This is a genomic window from Streptomyces hesseae, from assembly GCF_031845785.1.
In the GTDB taxonomy this organism is placed as follows: domain Bacteria; phylum Actinomycetota; class Actinomycetes; order Streptomycetales; family Streptomycetaceae; genus Streptomyces; species Streptomyces hesseae.
The window spans coordinates 219591-244019 of record NZ_JAVRFI010000004.1 but is presented as its reverse complement, the minus strand read 5'-3'; the positions used below and the strand labels follow the sequence as shown (position 1 = coordinate 244019).

The following is a 24429-nucleotide window of genomic DNA, read 5'->3' as shown; positions in this document are numbered from 1 at the left end:
CATCGGGCCCGCCGCGCCCCGCCGCTCCGGGTCGGGCTCGCCGCTCCGGGTCTCCAGCTCCCGGTAGACGCCGAGCGTCGAGCGGTAGCCCCACCGCGGGTCCCCGCGACCATCGATCCCGCGGAGCCCGCAGTCCGGAGTCCGGAGTCGATCTCACGGTCCGGGCTGGGGAGTTCCAGCCAGCCTCCGGGCCTTGTAGGCACCGCTGCTGCAGGTGGCGATGGAGACGGCTCGCAGGGGAGGCAGTATTAAGTGGGTTCGGTGTTTACCTTTCATGGACCGCCGACGCCAGGAAGGCTCGAGCGTTCACCCGGTGACGCGGTTGCCGCCTGCGCCGTCCGGGCCGGCACGGTGATGGCGGCCAGTGCCTCGGGGAGGCTGAAAGTGCCGGCATACAGCGCGCGCCCGATGAGGGCGCCTTCGACGCCCTGGTGCCGGAGGTCCGCGACGGCTTTGAGGTCGCTCAGGGTAGTGATGCCGCCGGCCGCGAGAACGGCTGCAGGGGTGTGGGCGCAGACGTCTTCGAAAAGGCGAAGGTTAGGGCCTTTCAGGGCGCCTTCTTTGCTGACGTCGGTGATGACGTAGCGGGAACAGCCCGCGTGGTCGAGGGCTGCCAAGATGTTCCACAGACCGCCCAGGTCGGCGCCTCGCAAGCCCACGACGCGGTAGCCGTCGTCGCGGATGCGCACCGGCAGGCTCACACCGAGCCGTTGGCCGTGGCGGGCGATGGCCTGGGCGCACCAGGCGAGATCCTCGAGCGCGCCGCGCCCCAGGTTCAGGCGAGCGCAGCCGGTGTCGAGGGCACGCTGGAGGGAAGCGTCGTCGTGGATCCCCGCACGGCACATCATCTGCACCTTGAGGTCGACGGCGCGGACGACCCGCTCGGCGGCATCGACGTCGAACCCGTCCGCTTCCTCGGTCATCACCAGGTGCAGCCACTGGGCACCCTCGTCCTGGAAGGCGCGTGCGCAGCCCACGGGGTCAGTGCGTGCCGGCTCGGGCACGTAGCCGTCCTCGACGAGGTGGACCACCTGCCCTGCGGCCACATGGACGGAGGGGAAAATCGTGAACACGGGCTCTGCCTGCTGCCTTGATCCATGCATCGACCGCTACCGCCAAAGCTCGTCCGAGGTCAGAGCAACTCTCGCCGCATTCGAAAGCCGCTGTCCCAGCATGCTGCTGCGCAGACGGCCGTAGTGCGAGTACTTCAGGACGCAACAGGCATGGACTCCTGTGCAACCTTTCCGACGCCTCCCCAGCCTTCCGGATGTCGGGCGGAACAGTCGCCCACCTCAAGGGATATCTGCCGGTCAGTCCCTGATCGACCGTGATGTGGTCGCATGGGTGGTCGGCGGGTGCCGCCTGTCATGGCCCCATGACGGCAAGCGTCGCCAGCCTCCTGCGGGGCGGGCGACGGGTGCCGACAGCGGGGCCGATCAGCCAGAGCAGCCAGTCGGCCAGTTCGGCCAGTTCGGCCAGCCCGCCCGACGGCTCGGCGGCGCCGCGGAGGACGGGGTCGACACGGGTGAGCTCGGCCAGCGCGCGGGTCGTCACATGCGCGAGGACATGGCACAACGCGCTGCGGCGGTCGTCCCGCATGCTCAACAGCCCCAGGACGAGGCCACGTTGACGGGCGTCGTTCCGCCACAAGCCGAAGGCCGCCCGGCGCAGCAGCAGGGAGGTGGGGTCGGTCCCGGTCAGGGCGCGGTGGAGTGCGGCGCTGAGACGTTCGGCCGACCAGGAGCGGGCTGCTCGTTCGGCGGCGTAGGAGGAGATGTCCCCGCCCTGACGGGCGAGGCATTCGCCGTCGAGGAGCGCGAGGGTCATGCCCTGGGCGGCCAGGGGGTGTCCGAGTCCGACTGCGTCGCCGACCAGGGCGCAGCGTCCTCTGCCGAAGAAGGAGCGCCGGCGGAATCGGGCAGCCGCCCACTGGACCTTGCCGCCGGTGAGCGCTTCGCGGAAAGCCGGGCGCAGGGCGTCGGGGAGTGCGGTGGCGTAGCCATGCCATAGGTAACCGCGGATGCCGGAGGGAGCCGGGTAGGGCAGGGGGACGTCGAGGCAGAGGCGGATGGTGTCCGGGGATACCTGGTAGGCCAGGACCGGGCCCGGCCCGCCGAGGAAGACGTGGCCGTACCCCTCACGCGGGAGCCGGGCGCCGCGCAGCAGGAGTCCGGCGATCCGGGACAGCGGTGCGGGCGGTGGTTCTCCGGGACGCAGGAGCCGGCGCACCGTGGAGGCACAGCCGTCCGCGCCGACTACGAGTCCGGCGCACAGCTCCTCCCGGGTCGTGACGGCCTGCCCGGCCGTGGTGACGGCGGTGACGCGTTCGCTCTGACGGAGGCTGATGCCGGGGGTGGCACGGACCGTGCGCATCAGCAGTGCGGTCAGGACGTGGTGGTACATGCTCACGGCGGTGCCGTCGGGGTAGGGGCAGTACAGTGGGAGGTTCCCGTCGCCGGTGTGCAGTTCGAACCCGTGGTTGGCGGTGAACTCCCATGTCTCAGTGGCTATTTCCATTCGGTGCAGTGCGCTCACGCCGGCCGGGTGGAGCCACTCCCCCGCCAGTCGCCGGGCGGGGGCCGAGCCTGGGTCCACGATGAGGACCGTGGCGCCGCGTCGGGCGAAGGCGAGCGCCGTCATGCAGCCCGCCGGTCCCGCGCCTGCGACCAGTACGTCCGCAGTCCGCACGAAATCCCCCCTGCGTCTTCTTGGCCCACTTCTGCTCGTGTTGGGGTGTCGCTAAACTGCAATATCGCGATGTGATCGCATATTCATGACATCTGGATAAGTGCGTGGGGGGCGGGGTGATGATCCTTGTCACGGGCGCGACCGGACACCTGGGTGCCAACCTGGTCCGTGAGCTCCTGGCCGAGGGGCAGGAGGTGCGCGTGCTGTTGAGGGAAGCGGCCGGGCCCGCGCTGAACGGCCTTGCGGTGCACCGGATGCCGGGTGATGTGCGGGACGCGGAGGCGGTCCGTCGTGCCGTCTCCGGCTGCGAGGAGGTGTATCACTGCGCCGCCCAGGTCTCCACGAGAAGCGGCGGCAAGCGCGAGATCTATGACGTCAACGTACTCGGTACGCACCATGTGCTGGCCGCCTCCCGGCAGGCGGGCGTCCGGCGGGTCGTGGTGACCGGGTCGTTGAGCGCGACCGGCCGGCGGCGCGGTGCCGCGTGCACCGAGGAGGATCTCTTCTATCCCTTTGGGGAGCACACGCCGTACACGGTCAGCAAGGTGCTGGCGGAGCACGAGTGTGCAAAAGCCGCGGCGCAGGGGCTCGATGTCGTCATCGCGACGTCCACGGCGATCATCGGCCCCCACGACTACCGGCCGTCGCGGATGGGCCGGCTGTTGCTGGACTTCGCCAACGGGCGGCTCCTGGCCTATGTCCCGGGCGGGTTCGAGTTCGTCTCCGTCAAGGATCTCGTCGCCGGGCATCTACTGGCGATGCGCCGCGGGGTCGCCGGCCGCAAATACCTGCTGTCCACCCACTACCACACGGTGGAGGAGATGCTCGGCTTCTACGGCGAGGCCTGCGGGCGCCGCCGGCTGTTGCGCGTGCCGTCGCCTGTGATGGCGGGCATCGCCAGGGCGGCCGCGCCGGCGGTGTCCCTGCTGGCCCCACGTCATGAGATGCGGCTGACCCCGGCCGCGGTGTCCTTCCTCCGCTCCCGGCGGCGCGCGGACTGCTCACGGGCGGTCGCGGATCTGGGGTTTCGGCCGACGAGTGTGGCCCGGGCCGTGGAGGAGGCCTACGCCTGCTTCGTGCGGCGCGGGCTGATCGACGGCCGCAGGGCAACGACCATGCCCCGGGGTTGCGTCGGCCGTCCGGCGCGACGCCGGGCGGGGCGGCCATGACCGGCCCGCCGGGTTTCGCACAGGCGCGGGGAAGGCGCCAGAAGGTTCTGGCGTCAGGCATGGATCCCGATCACTGGTATCCCGTGGAGTACGAGCGGGCCCTGCTCCCGGGGAAGACGCTCGCCACCTCGTTCTGGGACCGTCCGATCGTGGTCTGGCGCGGTCGGGACGGTTCGCTGCACGCGCTGGAGGACCGCTGTGCGCATCGCCAACTGCGGCTGTCCTCAGGGGTGGTGGATGGCTGCCATCTCACCTGCGAGTACCACGGCTGGACCTACCGCGGGGACGGCCGCGTGGTGCACTACGCGCACGACCTGTTCGGCCGCGCCGAACCCGAGGTGAGGGTACGGGACTTCCCCGTGACGACCCGCCACGGCCTGGTCTGGGTCTTCCCCGGCGACCCCGCCCGGGCGGGAGAGCGAGGCATCCCCGCCATCCCCGAGCTGGACGGGCCCCGGCCGTGGCCGCGCATGGACATCTCCTACGTCTGGCGGGCCCACCACTCCCTGATCATCGACAACACCAGCGATTTCACCCACGCCTACCTGCACCGCAGGTACCGGCCCTTCTGGGATGCCAAGTTGACCCATCGGGCCCCGACGGAGGACGGGGAGGGCGTCGAGATCTCCTACGCCGCCTTCATCGGCGGTGGCCGCTTCGTCCGGCACTTCGTCAACCGCAGGCGCGCCGACACCACCTCCATCGACATCACCTACCACTACCCGTACCAGTGCTCCGACACCGGCGGCTACATCAAGCACTGGCTCTTCATCCTCCCCATGGACCGCCGCACCACGCGGGCCTTCTTCCTCTTCTACTTCAAGGCCGACGGAATCCAGCTGCCCGGCACCGGTCTCGCCATGCCGTACCGGCTGACCGCGCCCCTGATGCGGGCGGTCAGCGCGTTCACCGCCCGCCCGACCCTGTCCCAGGACGGCGCGGCGGTGGAGGAGGAACAGCAGGGATACGAGCGGCACTTCGCCGCACCGGCCGTGGAGCTCAACCCGGCCGTCCGGCTGTGCCAGGACCTCACCATCCGCAAATGGGAGGAGTACCTTGCCCGCGACGCACACACCCGGCGACGCCCCGAGGACCGGCCCCGCCCCGGCCCCGGACCAGGCGCACCGCAAAGCCCTTGACCGGCTGCTCTCCCTCCAGGAACCGTCGGGCTGCTGGGAGGGCGAGATGGTGTGGAACACCATGATCCTCTCCCAGTACGTCATCGTCTGCCGCCTCGTCGGGCGCGACCTGCCGGAGCCGACCCGGGCGGCCATGACACGGCACTACCGCGGCACGGCCGCCCCGGAGGGCGGCTGGGGCCTGCACCCGGAGGCCGGCCCCTCCCTGTACTGCACCACCCTCGCCCACATCGCGCTCCGGCTGCTCGGCAACCACCGGGAAGACCCGCTGTGCGCCCGCTCGGCGGCCTGGCTCCGCGCCCGGCCGGGAGGAGTGCAGGCCGTGCCCACCTGGGGCAAACTCTGGCTGGCCTTCACCGGGCTGCACGACTACCGCGCCGTCAACCCACTGCCGCCGGAACTGTTCCTGCTGCCGCGCCGACTGCCGATCCACCCCGACCGGCTCTACTGCCACACCCGCACCATCTACCAGGCCATGGCCTACCTCTACGGCATCCGCTTCTCCGGCGACCTCGGCCACCCGCTCACCAAGGAACTACGAGACGATCTGCTGTTCGGCGAACAACAGCCCGTAGCGCAAAGGCCGTTCCGTACGCAGCGCCACCTGCTCGGCACTGATGCCGTGGTCCCCCCGGGCCGGGGGCTCCGGGCCGCGTTCGACGCTCTCGCGCTGTACGAACGTCGGCCTCCGCGCCGGACGCGGGCCCGCGCGCTGGCCCGCTGCCTGGAGCGCGTGACCCATGAGCAGGACATCACGCGGAACCTGGGGATCTCCCCGGTCAGCTCGCTCCTCAACGTCCTGGTGCTGTACGCCTCCGGGGCTCACCCCGCGGCCGTGGACCGCGCCCTGACAGCCCTCGATCACTGGCGCTGGGCGGACCCGGAGCGCGGCATCCGCTACGCGGGGGCCCGGTCCCAGACCTGGGACACCGCGTTCGCCGTCGAGGCCCTGCTGGCCCACCGGCCCACCCGGCCGGGCACCCAGGAGGCCACGATTCTCCGCGCCTGCGCGTATCTGCGCGAAGCCCAGGTCACCGAGGACGTACCGCGCCCCGAGGTGACCGCCCGCGCCCCCGCCGCCGGCGGCTGGTGCTTCTCCGACAGCGGTCACCGCTGGCCGGTCAGCGACTGCACCGCCGAGGCCGCGACCGCCCTCCTGCAGGCCCGCGCACTCCTGCCGGACGCACCCGTACCCGTACCCGTGCCCGACGAGCAACGCCTGCAGCAGGCGACCGCGTTTCTGCTCCACCGGCAGAACCGGGACGGCGGCTTCGGATCGTACGAACCGCGCCGGGGCAGCCGCCTGCTGGAGGCGGCGAACCCGTCCGAGATGTTCTCCCACTGCATGATCGAGGACTCCTACACCGAATGCACCGGCTCCGCCCTGGCCGCCCTCGCGGAACTCGGGCGCTGGGAGGGCCAAGCGCATCGGGAAGCGGTGACACGCGCCATCCGGCAGGGAGCTCGCTTCCTGCTCCGCACGCAGCGCAGGGACGGATCCTGGCGCGCCGCCTGGGGCGTCAACCGCATCTACGGCACCCTCTTCGCCGTCCGTGGCCTGCGCGCTGCCGGAGCGCCGCCCGGCCATCCCCGGCTGGCCCGAGCCGCGCACTGGCTGCAGTCCGTGCAACGGGCCGACGGCGGCTGGGGCGAACATCACCGCGGCTGCACTGAGGACCGCTACGTCGAACACCCCGAGAGTCAGCCCGTGATGACTGCGTGGGCGCTGCTCGCGCTGCTGCCGATCACCGACCCCGGCACGAAGTGCGTACACCGTGGCATCGACTGGCTGTGCGAGCACCAGGCGGCGGACGGCTCATGGCACCAAGAGGCGGTGACCGGCGTCTTCTTCGGCACGGCCATGCTCGACTACCGCCACTACGCCGAGTACTTCCCCCTCTGGGCACTCGGCGGCTACCTCACCGCCCTCGGCCAGGCCGGCTGAGGACTCGATGCCGCTCCGTCACCCCCAACGGCTCCGCCGTGCCAGCGCCTCGACGACATCTGCCGTCCGAGCCTCCGGCTCGGGCAGCAGGAACGTCCGGCCCAGGGACGCCTGCCGGTGCAGCGCCTCGGCCAGTTCCCCGGAGGTACGGGGCCAGGGAACGAGCCCGGCACGGGCGAGAGTCGCGGCGTTCTGCCTGCCGTGCCCCGCCAGCACCTGGTAACTGACCGCAGGCAACCCGGCGACCATCGCCTCGGTCAGCGCAAGGCCCCCGGCGTTATGGACCAGGACGTCGGCCGCGGCCATCAGCCGCGGCACGTCCTCACACCAGCCCAGCGCCACAACGCCGGGCAGAGCCGCTGCCCTGCGCCTGAGCCGATCGTTGCGGCCGCACAGGACGACGGCCACGGTCCCCGGCACCTGGCGCACCGCCGCGACGCCGGTCATCGCATCCCCGCTGCCCAGCGCCCCGCTCACCAGCAGCACCACGCGCACGTCCGGCGGCACCGCCAACCCGCGACGCACCGCGCGGCGCACGGCCTCGTCCACCGGCTGCCCGAACGCGGGAGCCACCAGCGGCCCGCCGACCGACATGGCGATCCCGTACCGCTGCGCTGCCTCCACCGCCGTCGCCCGCATGACGGTCAGATACCGGTCGATCCCCGGGTGCGTCCACAGCCGGTTCGGCGCGGGGTCGGTCAAGCAGCACACCGCCGGAACGCGCAGCCCGCCGTCCCGCCGGAGCATGCCCAGGGTCTGCGTGGCCAGGGGGAAGGTCGAGACCACGACATCGCACCCCCCGGCCGCCCACCGCGCCACCGCGTGCCGGGCCGCACGGCACACCCGCTGAGTCACCGCGCGGACGGCCGAATCGTGCTCCTCGCTACGGGCCAGCCAGTCGAACACCCGGGGCGTGTACTGGGCGGTGAGCTCATGCACCCCTCGCAACGGTGGCCGGTACGGCCGGGGCAACGCTTGGAGGAAATCACGCGAGACGGCCTCCACCCCGCGTTCCCGCAACTGGCGCACCAGTTCCCGCGCGACACCGTCGTGCCCGGCTCCCATACTGCCCGACACGACCAGCACCCGTGCCGGCCTGCCGGGCCGGGGCTCCCCTGGGCGCATCAGAGCGCGCCGCTCTCCGCGAGGCGGGCGATCTCCCGGATAAAGCCCTTCGCAAGCCGGCCGGCGTCACCGGGCAGGCGGTGGGTGGTCACGGCGACGACGGACGCGTCGGCGTATTGGCTGAGGACGAAGTGACAGACACCAAGAGGCGGTACGACGGGCCACGCCACGATCCGGACCACAGGATCCCCGTCGAGATCCCACCGGGTGTGCCCCCACGGCAGGCTCGTACAGCCGACAGCCGCGTGTGAGGGCCGCATGGCGCGGGCGAGCACGGCATCCATGGCCCGTGGCCCCAGAATCGACACCGCACGCCCCAACTGCCAGGGCAGGTCCAGAGCGCGGCGGCCGAAGGCGTCCACCAGGCCGCGGCACGCCATGAGACGGGCCGACGGCGTGTCGTGGTGTGCGGGCAGCGGCAGGCGGAGCGTACTGGCGTGGTTGCCCAGCTCGCCCGCGTTGCCGGCGGTGCGAGTACTCACGGGGACCCAGGTGAAGACGCGGCCACGGCCCCGGACGCGTCCCGGGGACCATCCGGCCGGATCCCCGAAGCACGAACGCAGCGCGCCGGCCGCGGCCGCCATCAGCGTCTCCGTGGTGGTCGCGGTGGTGTGGGGAAGGGCCCGGCGCGCCGCCCGGAATGCGCCCGCGTCAACCGGCTCCCAAGCCAAGTCGGGCTCGGGTGAACAGCGTTGAGGCAGCGGAACGGCAAGTCCCGGCTCCAGAAAGCTCTCGACAACGCGACGCAGATCGCTGCGATCGGGGTGCCGTCGGGGCCTGGGGAGCGCGCACCCCGGGCCGTCCAGGAGCAAACGCATCAGCGTCACCGCCGACTGGCCATCGGCCAGCGCATGATGCATCCGCAACAGCAACCCGTACCCGCCCTCCACCGGACACGGCATCAACCGCAGCTCCCACAAAGGCCGCTCCGGCGACAGCGGACGCACCAGATTTGCGGACGCCCACGAGTCGATCGTGAGCCCGGCCGGGTCCTGGACCACATGCTGCTCGACCGCGAAACGGTCATGCTCCGTCCACCGATACCGACCGGCACCACCCGTCCCGGGCGGCGGCGTCAACACCCAGCGCAGCCGCCTGAGTCGGCTCCACCTAGCCGCCACACGGCTCCGCAGATCGCCCAAAGCAGGCGGACTGCCGCTGAGCAGAAAGGACACGCACCAGATCAGAGGACTGCAGGTATGCCGGGCCACGAATTCGTCTGCCAACGAGAGGCGAGGGAAACGGCTCATCGACCTGATACTGCCTGCGCGGCGGGAGGACGAAACGCGGTGACCGAGGGGTGCCCGGCTAGACGGTGCACGCTGCGGGATGCAACGCGCTCGCCGTCCTTGACACCCGGAAGTCCGGACACCGGCCTGACCGCCCCGTCGACGCCACCTCCCGTGGTCACCGGCTCTTTGGAGGCGGTTGCCGGTGGCGAGGCCAGCAAACGCACTTGTCGCCCCGCCAAGGGACCTGCGCAGGTCAGAAGCAGTACGGATGCCTTTGTGGTCGCATGAATCGCCACCCGGAGATCGACACTGGGTAAGGCCGCGGCGTCAGCGACGTATGTGTCGGGCGTGAAGTCGCCGCCGTTGTCCGACAGTCCGTGTCCCCGCTGGTCGAGCGCGACGACGCGATAGCGCCCGGCGAGCGCGGCGGTCGACTGGCCGAAAATCCGCCCGCACCCGAAATGGCCGTGCAGGGCCGGGCCGGCAGTACGGGGCCGGGTCCCTCGAAGTCCAGGTAGATGAAGCGACGGCCGCGGAGCCGGATGAGGGACTCAACGGGCATCGCGGCCTCTCCTGCCGACGGTCAAGGGGCGTCGTGCTGCAGACGACACCCCCGCCCACCACGGTTTGTGACCCCTCCGCCACTGTACGTCGCTTCAAAGAATCTTTACAACTGCGACGCCCGGCCACCCCTCCCTCCAACCGCCCTACAAAATGCCGGTTATGACCGGCACGCTTGGTGGCGCTGTGTCCGTCTATGTTCCAGGAGCGCGACAGAGGGCGCGAATCTGTTACTCGATCCCATGGAGAAGTTGTATCGATACGGCAAAGGAATCGAAAAGTCGACCGCTCGAGCCACCCCTCTCCGCACCCGCAGCCGTCAACACGGTTGGCCGCGCGACCCATTCGCATGCTTATATCTGCGGCACCGCGGTGGTCCTGAGAACGGCGGTCGATTTCGACCGGACCGACGCGGGGCGGACGGACAGTTATTTCCCTTGTCCACCCGTCTATTTGAAAAAGTGTCAGACGAACGAAGGGTGCGCGAAAACCATGCGTAACGACATCGAGACCCGCGAGATCGCCGACGCCGAGCTGGACGGCATTGCCGGCGGCGTGGCCATCAACGGTGGTCTCCTCGGCGCCGTGACCGGCGACGTCCACAACGTGGTGAACACCGTGACCTCCCTGAACACGGTGGGCGCCGTCAAGGCCGTCCCCGCCGGGGTCGAGGGCATCATCGGCCTCAACGTCGGCGTCGCCGGCCTCTGAGCGTGACGTACCCCACCGGGCCGCACGGTCCGGGGAGTTTCACGGTCTGACCGTCGCTCCCGCGCCGCCGTGAGGCGACCCGGAAACCCATGAACCCCGGAACGCTCCCCTTGTTCCGGGGTTCATGGCCGTTCACTCGGTGCACATTCAGCACGCCCGCCGAGAACGCAGTCGAAGGAATAGTTCGTGCAGTTCCGCCAGAAGGCGCTTTCCAAGCTGCAATCGCCCGAAGAACTCGATTTGCCCGTACGCTTCGCCCGCCCGCAAGGACGGCTCGTCCTTGCCGTCACGCTCCTCGTCATGGCCGTGGCCGGCGTCTGGGTATTCACCGGATCGGTGTCCTCCAAACTGAGCGCACCCGGCATCCTCACCCACTCAGAAGGAAGTTATCTGCTGCAAAGCCCATTCGCCGGACAAGTCACCGCAGTCCTCGCCAAGGAGGGCCAGCTCCTCTCGGCGGGCACCCCTCTCATCCAGGTCGACACGGACCACGGCATGCGGACGGTGCGCGCGGTGGCCGAGGGACGGGTGACCACGCTGGCCGCCAAGACGGGCACGGTCCTCACCACGGGAGCGGACGTGGCGATCGTGGAGCACATGCAGAACCCGAACGAGCCGCTGGTGGCCATGCTGTACGTACCCGGCGAAAGCGGCGGGGTGATCTCCCCGGGCGCCGCGGTCGACCTGACGGTCCAGTCCGTCCCCCGCGAACGATTCGGTATGCTCCGCGGCCGCGTCACGGCGGTCGGCCGCGCCCCGCAGACGCAGGCGCAGATCAGCGGCTTCCTCGGCGACGGCCGACTCGCCGCGCAGTTCTCCCGGCAAGGCAACCCCGTTGCGGTGCTCGTGCAGTTGGAGCGCTCCTCCACCACCACGTCGGGCTACCGATGGTCCTCCGCGGACGGGCCCCCGTTCTCCCTCGGCTCCCCCACTCCCGTCACCGCAGCCGTCCACCTCGCCGCTCAGCGGCCCGTCGACTGGCTGCTCCCATGACCGCGGCACCGGAAGAGACCCCGCTGCGCCCGCCCGCACCCGGAGGACACCGGCACCGCCGAGGCACCGTGCAAGCCCCCAGAGGCCGAACGCCCCGGCCCGTGCGCACCCCCACCGTGCTGCAGATGGAGGCGGTGGAGTGCGGCGCGGCCGCTCTGGCCATGGTGCTCGGCCACTACGGCCGCTTCGTCCCCCTGGAGGAGCTGCGCATCGACTGCGGCGTCTCCCGGGACGGCTCGCGCGCCAGCAACCTGCTCAAGGCCGCACGCGGCCACGGGCTGCAGGCCAAGGGCATGCAGATGGACCTGGCCGCTCTCGCCCGCGTGCCCGCTCCGGCCGTCCTGTTCTGGGAGTTCAACCACTACGTCGTCTACGACGGCATGGGCCGCCGCTTCGGGCGCCGCGGCGTGTACGTCAACGACCCGGCCAAGGGCCGGCGTTTCGTGCCCATGGAGGAGTTCGACACCAGCTTCACCGGCGTCGTCCTCACCTTCGAGCCCGGCGAGGGCTTCCGCCGCACCCGCCGCACACCTGGTGTCCTCGCATCCCTGCCCGCCCGGCTGCGCGGCACGTCGGGCACCATGCTCGCCGCCGTACTCGCCAGCCTCCTCCTGGTGGTCGTCGGTGCGGCGGTGCCCGCGCTGAGCCGCACATACATCGATACGTTCCTGATCGGCGGCCGGACCTCTCTGACCGGTGTGCTCTTCGCGTCGATGGCGACCGCCCTGCTGCTGACCGCGACGCTCACCGCGCTGCAGCAGGCCAACCTGCTGCGCGGACGCGTCATTTCCTCCACCCTGGGCAGCGCCCGCTTCCTGCGGCACCTGCTCAGGCTGCCGGTCACCTTCTTCTCCCAGCGCAGCCCCGCCGACCTGGTCCAGCGCCTGCAGTCCAACGACGCCGTCGCCGAGACCCTGGCGAGGGACGTGGCCGCGGCCGCGGTGGACGCGGTGGTCGTGGTCCTCTACGCGGTGCTGCTGTGGACGTACGACCCACAGCTGACCGTCGTCGGCATCGGCATCGCGCTGCTCAACGTGGTCGCCCTGCGGGTGGTCGTCCATATACGCGCCACCGGCACCGAGAAGCTGCGTGCCGAGAACGCCCGGCTCGTCAACACCGCGTACAGCGGCCTGCAGCTCATCGAGACCATGAAGGCCACCGGCGGCGAGAACGGCTTCTTCCGCCGATGGGCCGGCCGGCACGCGATCACCCTCGACGTGCAGCAGCGGCTCGGAGTGCCCAGCGCGTGGCTCGCGGTGGTCGCGCCCACGCTGGCGGCGCTCAACAGTGCGCTCATCCTGATGATCGGCGGCCTGCGGGCGGTGGAGGGACATCTCTCGGTCGGCCTGCTGGTCGCCTTCCAGGCGCTGGTCACCGGGTTCACCGCGCCCATCGCCCGTCTCAACGGCGTGGCCGGGCGCGTCCAGGACTTCGCCGCCGACGTCGCCCGCCTCAAGGACGTCGAGAACTTCCCCGTCGATCCGCTCCATGCGCGGCGCGAGCCCCTCGCCGGCACCCGTCGCCTCAAGGGCCACGTCGAACTCGACGCCGTCACCTTCGGCTACAGCCCGCTGGACGCGCCCCTGTTGCGGGACTTCTCCCTCTCGGTCGGGCCCGGCCGGCAGGTGGCGCTCGTCGGCGGTTCGGGCAGCGGCAAGTCCACCGTCTCGCGGCTCATCTCCGGCCTGTACGCGCCGTGGGAGGGTGCCGTCCGCATCGACGGCATGCGGCTGGAGGACATTCCGCGCGGCGCGCTGGCCGCCTCCGTCTCCTTCGTCGACCAGGACCTCTTCCTCTTCGAGGGCACCGTGCGTGACAACGTCGCCCTGTGGGATCCCTCCGTGCCCGACGAGGACGTCATCGCCGCATTGCAGGACGCCGCGGTGTACGACGTCGTGGCCCGCCGCCCCGGCGGCATCCACAGCCGCGTCGAACAGGACGGCCGCAACTTCTCCGGCGGTCAGCGTCAGCGCCTTGAGATCGCGCGGGCGCTGGTCCGGCGTCCCGGCGTCCTGGTCCTGGACGAGGTAACCAGCGCCCTGGACGCGGTGACGGAGCAGGTCGTCATGGACAACCTGCGGCAGCGCGGCTGCGCTTGCGTGGTCATCGCCCACCGGCTGAGCACGGTGCGCGACAGCGACGAGATCGTCGTGCTCGACCGCGGCACGGTCGTCGAGCGCGGCCGGCACGAGGAGTTGCTCGCCGCGCAGGGCGCGTACGCCGATCTGGTCAAGGAGCACTGATGACCTCTCCGTACTACGCCGCAACTGCCACCGCCGGCGCGCGGCCGGGTCCGGTCCCCGACCCGGTCGTGGAATCGCTCGGCGGACTCGGCACGGCCGTCGACTGCACGGGCATGCGCAGCCTCTCCCTTGAGGGGCCGCACGTGCTGTGGCTCGTCTTGGACGGCGGACTGGACCTGTTCGCCGTCGACGCGGAGCAGGCGGGCCACTGGCACTTCCTGGGCCGACTGGCAGCGGGCACGCTGCTGTTGGGCCCGGCCCAAGGTCCACGGCACACTCTCATCGGCCGGCCCCTGCACGGCTGCCGGCTGCGCCGCGTGGAGCTGCGCGAACTGAACCGGCCGCCGTACGGCCATGACCCGTACGCCTACGACCCGTACGGCCATGCCCCGTACAACTCCACAGGCGGGGCACTGAGTCCGCTTGAGAACGCCTTCGCGCTCGGCGTGGGGCGCGGCCTGCGCGTCCTCTACCAAGCCCCCTTGGAAGGCCGTTCCGCCACCGGTCCGGACGCGGCCGACGACGACGTCCTGTGGATGCAGATCTCCCCCGGCGACGTGCAGTACGGCGCCGTCTACGAGGGTCACGACACCGCCGGCACGCTCCTCGTGGACGCGGGGATGTGGCAGGGCATGGTCGATCAGCAGTACCGGCTGCTGTACGCCCTGGACGACTGGATCGAGCAGCTCGAACGCGCCCACGAGGACCGTGCGGCGGCCGGCATCGAAGCCGGCGAGGCCGCCCGCGCGCAGGCCGACCGGGCACTGCTGGCCTCCATCGACCGTGCTCGCGGCAAGACGCACCGCGGCGCAGGCGACGACGCGACGTTCGCCGTGTGCCGCCTGGTCGCCGACGAAGCCGGCATCGTCCTGACCAAGCCCGTCGACAGCGGCCCCGCCGCCTCCGGGCGCATGGATCCTGTCGAGCGCATCGGGCTCGCCTCCCGGGTCCGTACCCGCGCCGTCAAGCTCGACGGCCGCTGGTGGCGGGAGGACAGCGGGCCCCTGGTGGGCCTGCGCGCGGACGACGAGGCGCCGGTGGCGCTGCTGTGGCGGCGCGGTGGATACCAGGCCGTCGACCCCGCCACCGGCACACGGGAACGCGTCGGCAAGGCCAACGAGGCCGCCTTCGTGCCGCGCGCCGTGATGTTCTACCGGCCGCTGCCCGAGGGGAAGCTGGGCCTGCTCCGGCTGGTGCGCTTCAGCCTGCGCGGGACGGCCCGGGAGGTGCGCTCCGTCCTCCTGGGCGGACTGGTCGCGGTGGGCCTGGGCGCGCTCGTGCCCGTCGCCACCGGCAAGGTGCTCGGCGCGTACGTGCCCCAGGCCGAGAACGGCCTCATCGTGCAGACCGCCGTGGCGCTCATCGCCACCAGCGTCGTCTCGGCTGCCTTCATACTGCTGCAGAACATCGCCGTCCTGCGCCTGGAGGGCCGTATCGAAGCCGCCCTGCAGCCCGCTGTGTGGGACCGGCTGCTGCGGCTGCCGACGCGGTTCTTCACCGGCCGTTCCACCGGAGAACTGGCCAGTGCGGCCATGGGCATCAGCTCCATCCGCCGTGTGCTGTCCGGCTTCGGGTCGGTGGCCGTGCAGGCGAGCACCGTCGGCACGGTGAACCTCGTCCTGCTGCTCGCCTACAGCGTGCCGCTGGCGCTGGTGGCGGTCGCGATGCTGCTGGTGATCGCCGCGGTCTTCCTCGGCCTGGGGCTGTGGCAGCTGCGTTACCAGCGGCAGCTGGTCAAGCTCGAGGACAAGCTCGGCAATCAGGCGTTCCAGACCCTGCGGGGGCTGCCCAAGTTGCGGGTGGCGGCGGCCGAGAGCTTCGCGTACGCCGCCTGGGCGCGGGAGTTCGCGCGGACCCGGGTGCTGCAGCAGCGCATCGGCCGGATCAAGAACGTCGTCACGGTGCTCAACGCGGTCTCTCTGCCGCTGTGCACACTCGTGATGTTCGTGCTGCTGGCCGGGCCGGCGCAGGGCAGCATGTCCGCCAGTGCATTCCTCACCTTCAGCACCGCCGTGACGATGCTGCTGTCCTCGGTCACCCAGCTGACCGGAGCGCTCCTTTCCGCCGCCGCCGTGCAGCCCATGTTCGAACGGGTCGGGCCGCTCTTCCGGGAGACCCCCGAGGTGAGCGGCACCAGTGCCCAACCGGGCGCGCTCAGCGGTGCTTTGGAGGCGAAGAACCTGTCCTTCCGGTACTCCGACGACGGCCCGCTCGTCCTGGACGACGTGTCGCTCCAGGTACGGCCGGGCGAGTTCGTCGCGATTGTCGGGGGCAGCGGCTGCGGCAAGTCGACCCTGCTGCGCCTGCTCATCGGCTTCGACAAACCGGCCGCCGGCAGCGTCCTGTACGACGGCCAGGACCTGGCGGCCCTCGACCGGGCCGCCGTCCGCCGCCAGTGCGGCGTCGTCCTGCAGAACGCCCAGCCCTTCTCCGGCTCGATCCTCGACTGCATCTGCGGCACCGAGGCGTTCTCGCTCGAAGAGGCGTGGGAGGCCGCCGCGATGGCGGGCCTGGCCGAGGACATCAAAGCCATGCCCATGGGCATGCACACCATGCTGTCGGACGGCGGCGGCACCGTCTCGGGCGGCCAGCGCCAGCGCCTGATGATCGCCCAGGCTCTCGTCCGCAAGCCGCGCATCCTGTTCCTGGACGAGGCGACCAGCGCGCTGGACAACGAGGCCCAGCGTGTGGTCATCGAGTCCACCCGCGCCCTGCGCGCCACCCGCGTCGTGATCGCCCACCGGCTCTCCACCGTCATGGACGCGGACCGGGTCGTGGTGATGTCGGAGGGCCGGATCGTGCAGCAGGGGGCGCCTGCCGAACTCCTCGCGGATGCGGGCGGGTTGTTTCGCGAGCTGGTGCGGCGGCAGATCACCTGACGAGGGGCGGCGAGGGTAGCGGAATCGGGGGAGCGGACCGTGGTTCGCGTGCGGGTGCGGCGTCTGGTGTGTCCCACCCGTGGCTGCTGCCGCCGCCGTACCTTCCGAGAGCAAGTGCCCGGGGCGCTGGAGCGATGCCAACGACATACCGTCCGTCTGACCAGCCAAGTCAAAGCCGTGGTGAAGGAGTTGGCAGGCCGCGCAGGAGTGCGTCTGCCGACGGCACCGGCGGTGGGTCTGTCGCGTCACACCGCTCTGCGCACTCTTCTGCGCATGTCGCTGTCCGCTCCGCGGGTGCCCCGCGTGATCGGTGTCGACGAATTCGCCCTGCGCCGACGTCACCGCTATGCCACCGTGGTGATCGACGCCGAGACCCACGAACGGATCGGGGTCCTGCCCGACCGCACGGCTGAGACGCTGGAGGCGTGGCTGCGCGAGCGTCCGGGCGTCGAGATCGTGTGCCGCGACGGTTCCGCGACCTACGCCGAGGCCATCCGCCGAGCCCTGCCGACACTGGGTGTAGCAGTTCAATGCGCAACCTCTGGAAGCGATCACCATGCGCTCCGCCACCTCTCGGGGGCGCGTCCACCGGCGCTGCGGCTGCCGGGACCACCTGCACCAACAGCTCGGATCACGCTGCCCACGACTCCTCAACGACCCTGATCACGGGACCTGGACGTTCCCCGTCGATCTCCCCTGCCCCGTCCGGAACACGGCCGCACAGGCTCTGCGCCGGATGGTCGACAGCGCCGGCGGCTTCCTCGCCGACCCCAACCAGACGGTCGCCGACTACCTGACTGCCTGGCTCCAGGCCAAGGCCATGACCCTGAAGCCGACGACTACGGTCCGCTACTGCCACTATGTCGTCGACGACCTCGTCCCGGCTCTGGGGAAGATCAAGCTCGACGACCTCGGGTACGGGCACATCGCCGCCTTTGTACGAGCACAGTTCGCGCGTGGCAGGGGTCCGGTCACCGCCCACCGCAGCCTCGCCACGTTGTCGAGTGCGCTCGGCGAAGCCGTCCGGCATCACCGGCTCGACCACAACCCCGCACGACCCACAATCATCCCCCGACCAGCAGCTGCCGAACGCCATATCTGGACCGTCGACGAGGCAGCCACCTTCCTGCAGTACTGCCTGGCGCGGAGCCGCTCATCACCGACCTCGTCGAGGTGCTGGTCGGGACCGGCATACGCAAGGGCGAGGCGCTCGGTCTGCACTGGGAAGACGTCCACCTCGACGACCGTGTCCTCTATATACGGCGCACGCCCTCCGCGATCGACAACAACCAGCTCGCGATCACGACGCCGAAGACACGCAGCAGCAGGAACTGGGTCGCAATCTCCGGACGCGTCGCCTCCGCACTCCGCCACCGCTTGCGCGAGAGGTCTCCGTCGACAATGGCGGGGCTCGAGGGCGACTTCGTCTTCCACCGGCCCGACGGCCGACCGCTACACCCGCAGTACATGCTCAACCACTTCCACTACCGCTGCCGACAAGCCGGGGTCTCCCGCACGACGATTCATGATCCCCGGCGCCTGTCGGCCACGATCTCGATCAACGCCGGAGTCCCACTCACCGTGGTATCGAAGACCCTGCGCCATTCAATGCTCTGCACGACCGCGAACATCTACAGCCACCTCACCGCCCAGGCAGCCCGCGAAGCCGTTGACGTTATCGACAAAACCCTCACCAGAGCCGACCAGCCACCTGCTCCCCCACGGCCTATCCCGGCACCGCGACCGCCCTGCGACCGCCTTGCGACCACAAGCCGACGAAACATCAAAAAGGCCGTCCTCGCATCATGCGAGAACGGCCTCCGACCTGCGAAAATCGCTGGTCGGGACGGCGGGATTTGAACCCACGACCCCTTGACCCCCAGAGGCACGGCGTTCAAATTGCCCAAACTAGCCCAAATCACTGTGAGCAAAGCTCTACAAACCGGACGGTGTTCACTAACGCGCGCTCCACATGGTCCCAGACTGGTCCCAGCGACAACCCGGATCCGAACCCACGCTGCAACTTGACCCACTCCCTCCATACGGGCTGGAGGCGTCCGCGGACGTGATCGAAGTCGCCATGATGAGGGCCTGCGTCTGTGGCCTGCATGGAACCGCCCCGCCGCTGCTGCGGCGTCTTCGTTCGGCTGCAGCGACCGCAGTGCTTGGGGCCTGTTATTACACTGCCACCAAGGCCTATCGAGCATCGCACTGGCCTTTGGCCCGTCGGCTCCACAGCCAGGCGCAGAGAGCGACGATCAAGGAAGCCCCGCCAACTTGAAGTTGCAGCTCAGCGGGGGTGGTGTGCTCGTTGAGCGTCATGCTCACCCAGGTCGTGGGCGGCGGTCTGGGCTCGATCATCCGTCAGCGGTTGACCTCGAGGTTCGTGAGTATCAGCAGGACGCGCAAGAGGCCGGTGGTGCGGGCGGGGTCGGTGCGAAGCTTGGTGAGGGTTCGCCACATTTTGAGGTGGGCGAAGCCGCGTTCGACGGGGGGCGTGTGCGGCGGCGAGCACACGGTTGGCTTTCTTTTGGCCGTCGGTGAGCTTGCGGGTGCGGGTGGCCTTGTAGCCGGTGACGACGGCCGGGGCGTCGGGATCGTTGTCCAGGCCGAGGAAGCCGAGGTCGGCCAAGGCGCCGAGACCGGTGGCACGCAGATGCTCGAGGATGTGGTCGTGGCGGGCGGCGGTGATGTCGTGGGTGCGGCCGGGGCGGGCCGCGGAGATCCGGATCAGGTGGCCCTTCTCGTCGGTCAGGGCGAGGAGGTGCAGGCCGTGACGTCGGTGTTTTCCCGGGTAGTTGGGTCGGTTGTCCTTGCCGACGCGGCGGACGGTGGGGATGAGGGTGCCGTCGATCAGGACGGCTTCGCCGCCCCGCCTGGCGATTCTTTTCAGGGCGCGGTCCAGGCGCGGGGCGCGGGCGTCGAGCAGCGTGATCAACTCGTCGCGCCGGCGCCGTATCGGCGTTTCGCCGGTCTGGTTGCCGCCGGCCATGTCGGCGATGCGCTGGTCGTGGCGGAGCACGGCGAGGACGATGACGACGATCTGCCCGGGCTCCAGGCGGCGCCGGCGGGAGCCGGTCGTCTTGAGGTGGCGGCGCAGCAGGCCGGCGCGGTATTCGTTGGTCTTCCGGGACACCGGCAGGCAGCACTGGTGGACAGGGAAGCCGGTGTCCCCGGCAGGCTCGTTGAGCTTCTTCATGCACACCTCGAAGTCAACGGCCGCCGGGGGCGCCCTGGTTATGGGTGCGGCCCTGGTTCTACAGGGTGAGCTGGAAGCGTCCGTCGGGCAGCTTGCGCAGCCAGCCGCGGCCGGACAGCTTGGTCAACTTGCCGCGCAGCGGCTCCAGCCGCCCCTTTGACCTCGACTTCGAGGCCGAGCACGGTGCCGACGTCTTTGACGCGTACCGGGCCTCCCGCCTCCTGCACGATCTGCATGATCCGCTGGTGGTCCGGCGGCAGCGTGTCCTCGCCGGCGCCCGCCTCCTGGTGCGGGACCAGCAGCACGCCACGGCCGCCTGCCTGCGCGGGCACCGCCTGCGTGGCCGCCTTCTCCGTCTGAAGCCGGGCGTGCATGCGCTCCCACACGCGCATCGCCGCGGCGAGGTCCTCGCGCTCGGAGCGGACCTTCCCGAGCTGCTCGGCCAGGAGCTTCTCGTCCTCGTCGGGTTCGGCCCGGCGGGCGGCGACGCGTTCGGCGGCTTTGCTGATCTCCGTCATCCCGCGTGCCTGCGAACCCGCTCTGCCCCGTGATCTGGAAACGGGCAGACCGCCCGTGGCCACTGCCCGACGATCAAGACGGCGGGCTACCGCCCGCCACCGGCCCGAGGACCCCTCAGCAGCAGCACACCAGCCCTCTTGACCAGCGAGAACCAAGTTGGCGGGGCTTCACTGCTTCCGCATGATCGAAGAGTCCACCGATACAACCCGATCCAGATTCCCCGTCGCGTCCGCGAGCGCGGTCAACGCCACCAACACCCGATCCCAGGTCCCGTCGGCGGCATAACGGCGGTGGCGCTTCGACACCGTCTGCCACGGACCGAACGCCTCGGGCAGATCCCGCCACGGCACCCCCGTCCGCAACCGGAACAGCATTCCCTCCACGACCAGGCGGTTATTGGCGAAGTTGCGGCCCATGCGGCCATCGGATTTCGGCAGCAACAGCTCGAGAAGCTCCCACTGCTTGTCCGTCAGAATCCGATACCGATCACCGGCCGCCGTCGCCACGGCGAACATGATGCCCGACGCAGCGACCTACCGGGCACAATCCGCGAAGACCGATTGGGAGACATGACCTAGCCGCGGCATTCACCGCTCCGGTCTTCAAGCGGGGCTTCGATTTTCATTCGTTATCAGGCGGGCGGCTCGGTGGACACACCGAGCTGATCGGACCTGCGCTGCGGAGTCAGAGGGCATAGGTGCTCGGCCGCCTGTCCTCGAGCGGGGCAATCGACGCTCCGTCGTCGAAGACGAGGCGTTTGCCACGGAAACGGTCGAGATCGATCCGAGCCGTCAGCACTTCCTCATGCCGGGCTTGCTGAGCAGCGAGGACTTCGCCGTTGGGTGCGACGATCTGGCTGAATCCGAGAAAGTCTGTTGTCTTTTCGCTGTCGGGTCGATTCGCGACCAACAGATAGACCAGGTTCTCGGCCGCGCGTACCCGCGCGAAATGCTCGGCCAGAATGCGCGACTGCGCCGACCAGACGGTGGGCACCGCGATTATGTCCGCACCAGAAAGTGCAAGCGTGCGAGCGATTTCGGGGAATCTCGTTTCATAGCAGATCATCACGCCCAAGCGCCCCAATGGCGTGTCGAAGACCGAGACACCCGACGCGGGAGGTTCGTCCACGAACCGGTCCGCCCCCAGCGGCGGCAAGTGAGCTTTGCGGTGGACCCCGACGTGCCCCTCGGGGCCGATTACGAACGCCGAGTTGTACAGGCCGTCACCGTCCTTCTCGAGAGCGCCGACAACCAGATGTAGATTCAGCCGGGCCGAGAGTTCGGCGACTGTTGCCAGTTCGGGGCCGTCGGCCGTGACGGCGACGGCCTCAGCTTCGCCGCGAGAATCGAATAAATAACCCGTCAGGCCGCATTCCGGAAATACAATCAGCTCGACCCCCGTGCTCGCCACCGCCTCGGCCGTTTCCGTTATTCGCCGTAGGTTTGCACCGATATCACCTGGCACACAACCGATTTGCGCCACAGCAACCGATCTCGAGCTGTCCACGATGCACCACTCCTCATCTCGCTGACCGGGTACGTGCTCCGCGGCTGCACGCAAGTGCTGTAACGGATCACATGCCGACAACCCACTCAGCAACGATGCATTCAAGATCGAAGAGTGTCAAGGAATCACACCCAGTTCACTCGGTAGCCTGCGGCCATCAGCCGCTGATCCACGCAGCGTGACAAGCTGTTGGGCACATGGCTTGCAGGTCTTCTCGCGGATCTCGATTACCCCTCAACAGCGGCGTCCTTCACCCCTTTGAACAGCGCAAATCCCTGGACTGGGCCCGGGGCTGGATCCATGTCGGGTTCGGCCCGGCGGGCGGCGACGCGTTCGGCGACTTCGCTGATCTCCGTCATCCCGCGAGCCTACGAACCCGCTCTGCCCCGTGACCTGGAAACGGGCAGACCGCCCGTGACCACTGCCCGACGATCAAGACGGCGGGGCTTTACTGTTGGTGATCTTCAGCGGTCGTGGGTTCGAGTGCCGTCAGTTAGTTGCTGGCAGAGACGCTGGAAACGGGTGGTCGGAGTGGTGCGGTGCCCCTCTTGGGGGTGCTGGGCAAGGCGGATGATGTTGGTTCCGGCGGCCGTGAGGATGTGTTGCACGTGTGTCTTGGAGATTCCGCGGTAGCGGCAGTGGCGCAGGCCGTGGGCACGGACAGTCTCGGACACTGTTGCCTCGCAGCCGGAGCGCAGGGCGTAACGCTGCTGCCATGCCTTGGTCTTCTGCTCTGCCCGTGCCTGGGTCTGGATTTCCTGGATGGGCTGGGGGAGCAAGGTGATGTAGCGGCCCTTGTCATCGGTGTTGCCCGTGCAGCGAAGGCGCTCTTCACACGCCCGGCAGGACTTTCGGGAGAAAAGGACGGAGAAGCGGGCGTGTCCATCGGTGTGGGTGGGCTTCCATGGCGGGCTGGTGACACCTCGCGGGCAAGTTACCGTCCTTTCTCCCCAGTTGACGTGGCAGTCCTCCTTGGTGAATCCGGGGTGGCCGCGGTCGCCGCGAGAGTCCAAGCGCACCGGGCCAATCAGTGGGATTTACCATCGCTGTTGCGCGTAGTGGATCACGTCAGGGCTGACGTATCCGGAATCGACGAGGCGCTCGCTCGGGTGGAAACCCTGGCCGACAATGCCTTCGTGAATCTGGTCGAGGGCGTCGATGTCCTGCTCGGGGGCCGGCCTGGTCGCCACGTGGACGATGATGTTCGCTCCTGAGTCACCGCAGGTCTCCGTCTGGTGATCGCGGTAGCCGATCCAGTCCTCCTTGCCCGCCTTGCGGCAGAATCGGGCCTCGGGATCGTGCGGAGTGACGATCTCCATTCCTGACCACGGCACCCGCGCCGTCGCCGGGTCGGGTCTGCCCGCGGCAGCGGCAGTGCCGGTGTTCCGGCGTTCAGTGGCGCGGCGGCTCTGCCGGTCGCCTGTGTCCTTCGGCCCCCGCCACTGGAGCTCGTCGTCCTCGTCGTACCAGTACTGCTGCACCCAGACCTGCCGAAGCACCTGGACCTGAGGAAGCAGCCACAGCCGGCGCGGGGCACCGTCGCGGAAGAGTTCGCGCATCAGGTGCATGCCGTCCTCTCCGACCTGCACGACGTAGGCCGACAGCGCCTCCTTGGTCCGAGGCAGGCGCTCGTAGCGGACCGGACGGCCGTAGCGATTGCCCCAGTCTGGCGTGGTTGCCGCCGCCAGCCACTCGTCGTCGGCCACGGCGAGTTCCTCCAGGGCCGCCCGCAGCGTTTCGCCCACCAGCTCGGCGCGGTTCAGCCGGCGGACCGCGGCGAGCACGTGGGTGGAATCCGTCCGCACCCGGCCCGGACGCCGCACCAGCCCGGCCTCGGCAGGCGCTCGACCATCAGCGCCAGGAGCCGGTCCGCCCGGTCGTCCTGGGCCAGCCGGTCACGGAACTCGCTGAGCACCGAGTGGTCGAAGCCGGAATCGTCCAGCTCCATCCCCAGGCAGTAATTTCCAGTCCAGTCGGCAGCGAACCGCCCCGGCCGCCTGACGGTCGCTGAGGTTTTCCGCGTACTGAAGCACCGACACCAGAGCCAGCCGAGCCGGCGAGATACCTCGACATCCATTCGCAGAGAACCAGTCGGCGAAACCACCGTCCGTAAATAGGCCGTCCAGCCGGTCCCGCACCCACATCGCCGCCGTGCCACGTGGGTTGCTCGCCCGAGCCACCCGTCCCGTCAGCGACGGGATCACCCGTCCGGACTCCGAGGCCATAGACATCGAACTACCCCTCCCGCGAGCCGAACCTCCCGATCAGCACAGCAGAAACCGCCACCCCAGATGCCCGGAAAGCCGCTACCACCACCCCCGCAACTGAAGATCACCAACAGCATCCAATAAATGGATCAGAACCGCTTACAGAAACCGCCGTCAGTACCGGCCGGGCCGGAAGAAAAGGCGCTGGAGAACCGGAGGCGCGGCCATAAGCCGCACCTCCGGTTCGGTGGCCGTCGGCAAGGACCCGAACCACGGGCGCCTCGTTGGCGGTCTACTTCATGTGAAGCGGCGG

General features: G+C 69.7%; 20 protein-coding genes and 2 pseudogenes. 9 read left to right on the top strand and 13 right to left on the bottom strand.

Annotated features, from left to right (window positions below):
• Positions 1 to 272: 272 nt before the first annotated feature.
• Both RM609_RS09160 and RM609_RS09155 read right to left on the bottom strand, forming a co-directional pair.
• Positions 273 to 1073 carry a HisA/HisF-related TIM barrel protein gene (locus tag RM609_RS09160; RefSeq protein WP_311609445.1) on the bottom strand — a complete coding sequence of 267 codons (801 nt, stop codon included), beginning with the start codon at positions 1071 to 1073 and terminating at the stop codon, positions 273 to 275.
• A gap of 292 nt (positions 1074 to 1365) precedes the next feature.
• The gene (locus RM609_RS09155) at positions 1366 to 2688 is read right to left on the bottom strand and encodes an FAD-dependent monooxygenase (RefSeq protein ID WP_311609443.1); all 1323 of its coding nucleotides are present in this window, start codon (positions 2686 to 2688) and stop codon (positions 1366 to 1368) included.
• Between the two features lie 119 nt (positions 2689 to 2807).
• Between RM609_RS09155 and RM609_RS09150 the strand changes: the two genes are divergently transcribed.
• The 3 genes from RM609_RS09150 to RM609_RS09140 are packed head-to-tail and all read left to right on the top strand — an operon-like array spanning position 2808 to position 6941.
• Positions 2808 to 3857: an NAD-dependent epimerase/dehydratase family protein gene (locus RM609_RS09150; protein ID WP_311609442.1), complete on the top strand. Its 1050-nt coding sequence runs from the start codon at positions 2808 to 2810 to the stop codon at positions 3855 to 3857.
• Between the two features lie 59 nt (positions 3858 to 3916).
• On the top strand, positions 3917 to 4996 hold the full coding sequence (locus RM609_RS09145; protein ID WP_311609440.1) for a Rieske 2Fe-2S domain-containing protein: 1080 nt from the start codon (positions 3917 to 3919) through the stop codon (positions 4994 to 4996).
• A complete protein-coding gene (locus RM609_RS09140; RefSeq protein ID WP_311609439.1) occupies positions 4914 to 6941 on the top strand; it encodes a prenyltransferase/squalene oxidase repeat-containing protein in 2028 nt (675 codons plus the stop codon). Before RM609_RS09145 ends, RM609_RS09140 begins: the two co-directional genes overlap by 83 nt.
• Positions 6942 to 6959: 18 nt before the next feature.
• On the opposite strand, the gene RM609_RS09135 is transcribed toward RM609_RS09140, so the two are convergent.
• Positions 6960 to 8018: a glycosyltransferase gene (locus RM609_RS09135; RefSeq protein ID WP_311609438.1), complete on the bottom strand. Its 1059-nt coding sequence runs from the start codon at positions 8016 to 8018 to the stop codon at positions 6960 to 6962.
• Between the two features lie 47 nt (positions 8019 to 8065).
• Positions 8066 to 9241, bottom strand: a complete 1176-nt coding sequence (locus RM609_RS09130; RefSeq protein ID WP_311609437.1) for a wax ester/triacylglycerol synthase domain-containing protein — start codon at positions 9239 to 9241, stop codon at positions 8066 to 8068.
• A 1110-nt stretch (positions 9242 to 10351) separates the two neighbouring features.
• Here RM609_RS09130 and RM609_RS09120 point away from each other — a divergent pair.
• The 6 genes and pseudogenes from RM609_RS09120 (at position 10352) to RM609_RS09095 (ending at position 18545) form a co-directional block, all read left to right on the top strand.
• Positions 10352 to 10570 carry a hypothetical protein gene (locus RM609_RS09120; protein ID WP_311609434.1) on the top strand — a complete coding sequence of 73 codons (219 nt, stop codon included), beginning with the start codon at positions 10352 to 10354 and terminating at the stop codon, positions 10568 to 10570.
• Between the two features lie 186 nt (positions 10571 to 10756).
• A complete protein-coding gene (locus RM609_RS09115; RefSeq protein ID WP_311609433.1) occupies positions 10757 to 11563 on the top strand; it encodes a biotin/lipoyl-containing protein in 807 nt (268 codons plus the stop codon).
• On the top strand, positions 11560 to 13806 hold the full coding sequence (locus RM609_RS09110) for an NHLP family bacteriocin export ABC transporter peptidase/permease/ATPase subunit (protein WP_311609431.1): 2247 nt from the start codon (positions 11560 to 11562) through the stop codon (positions 13804 to 13806). Before RM609_RS09115 ends, RM609_RS09110 begins: the two co-directional genes overlap by 4 nt.
• Complete coding sequence (locus RM609_RS09105; protein ID WP_311609429.1) at positions 13806 to 16685, top strand: NHLP bacteriocin export ABC transporter permease/ATPase subunit; 2880 nt, start codon at positions 13806 to 13808, stop codon at positions 16683 to 16685. The genes RM609_RS09110 and RM609_RS09105 overlap by 1 nt, the downstream gene beginning before the upstream one ends.
• Before the next feature lie 27 nt (positions 16686 to 16712).
• Positions 16713 to 17195: pseudogene (locus tag RM609_RS09100) on the top strand (transposase); the annotation flags it as partial.
• A 663-nt stretch (positions 17196 to 17858) separates the two neighbouring features.
• The gene (locus RM609_RS09095; protein ID WP_311609428.1) at positions 17859 to 18545 is read left to right on the top strand and encodes a tyrosine-type recombinase/integrase; all 687 of its coding nucleotides are present in this window, start codon (positions 17859 to 17861) and stop codon (positions 18543 to 18545) included.
• A 430-nt stretch (positions 18546 to 18975) separates the two neighbouring features.
• Here the strand turns inward: RM609_RS09095 and RM609_RS09090 are convergent, their stop codons facing one another.
• The 9 genes and pseudogenes from RM609_RS09090 to RM609_RS34455 all read right to left on the bottom strand — a co-directional run bounded on the left by RM609_RS09090 (position 18976) and on the right by RM609_RS34455 (position 24053).
• The gene (locus RM609_RS09090; RefSeq protein WP_311609427.1) at positions 18976 to 19884 is read right to left on the bottom strand and encodes a transposase family protein; all 909 of its coding nucleotides are present in this window, start codon (positions 19882 to 19884) and stop codon (positions 18976 to 18978) included.
• Positions 19885 to 19922: 38 nt separating this feature from the next.
• On the bottom strand, positions 19923 to 20402 hold the full coding sequence (locus RM609_RS09085) for a hypothetical protein (protein WP_311609426.1): 480 nt from the start codon (positions 20400 to 20402) through the stop codon (positions 19923 to 19925).
• Positions 20403 to 20579: 177 nt separating this feature from the next.
• Positions 20580 to 20918 (bottom strand): annotated as a pseudogene (locus RM609_RS09080) (transposase); the annotation flags it as partial.
• 169 nt (positions 20919 to 21087) lie between these two features.
• Positions 21088 to 21909, bottom strand: a complete 822-nt coding sequence (locus RM609_RS09075) for a carbon-nitrogen hydrolase family protein (protein WP_311609424.1) — start codon at positions 21907 to 21909, stop codon at positions 21088 to 21090.
• 227 nt (positions 21910 to 22136) lie between these two features.
• Positions 22137 to 22268 (bottom strand): hypothetical protein, encoded by a 132-nt coding sequence (locus RM609_RS09070; RefSeq protein WP_311609423.1) that lies wholly within the window; start codon positions 22266 to 22268, stop codon positions 22137 to 22139.
• Between the two features lie 105 nt (positions 22269 to 22373).
• Positions 22374 to 22928: a transposase gene (locus tag RM609_RS34460; RefSeq protein ID WP_369016229.1), complete on the bottom strand. Its 555-nt coding sequence runs from the start codon at positions 22926 to 22928 to the stop codon at positions 22374 to 22376.
• Positions 22929 to 22946: 18 nt separating this feature from the next.
• The gene (locus RM609_RS09065; protein WP_311609421.1) at positions 22947 to 23693 is read right to left on the bottom strand and encodes a hypothetical protein; all 747 of its coding nucleotides are present in this window, start codon (positions 23691 to 23693) and stop codon (positions 22947 to 22949) included.
• Positions 23669 to 23857, bottom strand: a complete 189-nt coding sequence (locus RM609_RS09060; protein ID WP_311609420.1) for a hypothetical protein — start codon at positions 23855 to 23857, stop codon at positions 23669 to 23671. The genes RM609_RS09065 and RM609_RS09060 overlap by 25 nt, the downstream gene beginning before the upstream one ends.
• The gene (locus tag RM609_RS34455) at positions 23805 to 24053 is read right to left on the bottom strand and encodes a transposase (protein WP_369016230.1); all 249 of its coding nucleotides are present in this window, start codon (positions 24051 to 24053) and stop codon (positions 23805 to 23807) included. The genes RM609_RS09060 and RM609_RS34455 overlap by 53 nt, the downstream gene beginning before the upstream one ends.
• Between the last annotated feature and the right edge of the window lie 376 nt (positions 24054 to 24429).

What these genes read in the sequence shown, in the direction of transcription:
- RM609_RS09090 (WP_311609427.1), bottom strand. Translation starts at nt 19,884, where the DNA reads ATGAAGAAGCTCAACGAGCCTGCCGGGGACACCGGCTTCCCTGTCCAC.
- RM609_RS09085 (WP_311609426.1), bottom strand. Translation starts at nt 20,402, where the DNA reads ATGACGGAGATCAGCAAAGCCGCCGAACGCGTCGCCGCCCGCCGGGCC.
- RM609_RS34455 (WP_369016230.1), bottom strand. Translation starts at nt 24,053, where the DNA reads ATGTGGGTGCGGGACCGGCTGGACGGCCTATTTACGGACGGTGGTTTC.
- RM609_RS09120 (WP_311609434.1), top strand. Translation starts at nt 10,352, where the DNA reads ATGCGTAACGACATCGAGACCCGCGAGATCGCCGACGCCGAGCTGGAC.
- RM609_RS09060 (WP_311609420.1), bottom strand. Translation starts at nt 23,857, where the DNA reads ATGGAGCTGGACGATTCCGGCTTCGACCACTCGGTGCTCAGCGAGTTC.
- RM609_RS09070 (WP_311609423.1), bottom strand. Translation starts at nt 22,268, where the DNA reads ATGACGGAGATCAGCGAAGTCGCCGAACGCGTCGCCGCCCGCCGGGCC.
- RM609_RS09110 (WP_311609431.1), top strand. Translation starts at nt 11,560, where the DNA reads ATGACCGCGGCACCGGAAGAGACCCCGCTGCGCCCGCCCGCACCCGGA.
- RM609_RS09105 (WP_311609429.1), top strand. Translation starts at nt 13,806, where the DNA reads ATGACCTCTCCGTACTACGCCGCAACTGCCACCGCCGGCGCGCGGCCG.
- RM609_RS09145 (WP_311609440.1), top strand. Translation starts at nt 3,917, where the DNA reads ATGGATCCCGATCACTGGTATCCCGTGGAGTACGAGCGGGCCCTGCTC.
- RM609_RS09150 (WP_311609442.1), top strand. Translation starts at nt 2,808, where the DNA reads ATGATCCTTGTCACGGGCGCGACCGGACACCTGGGTGCCAACCTGGTC.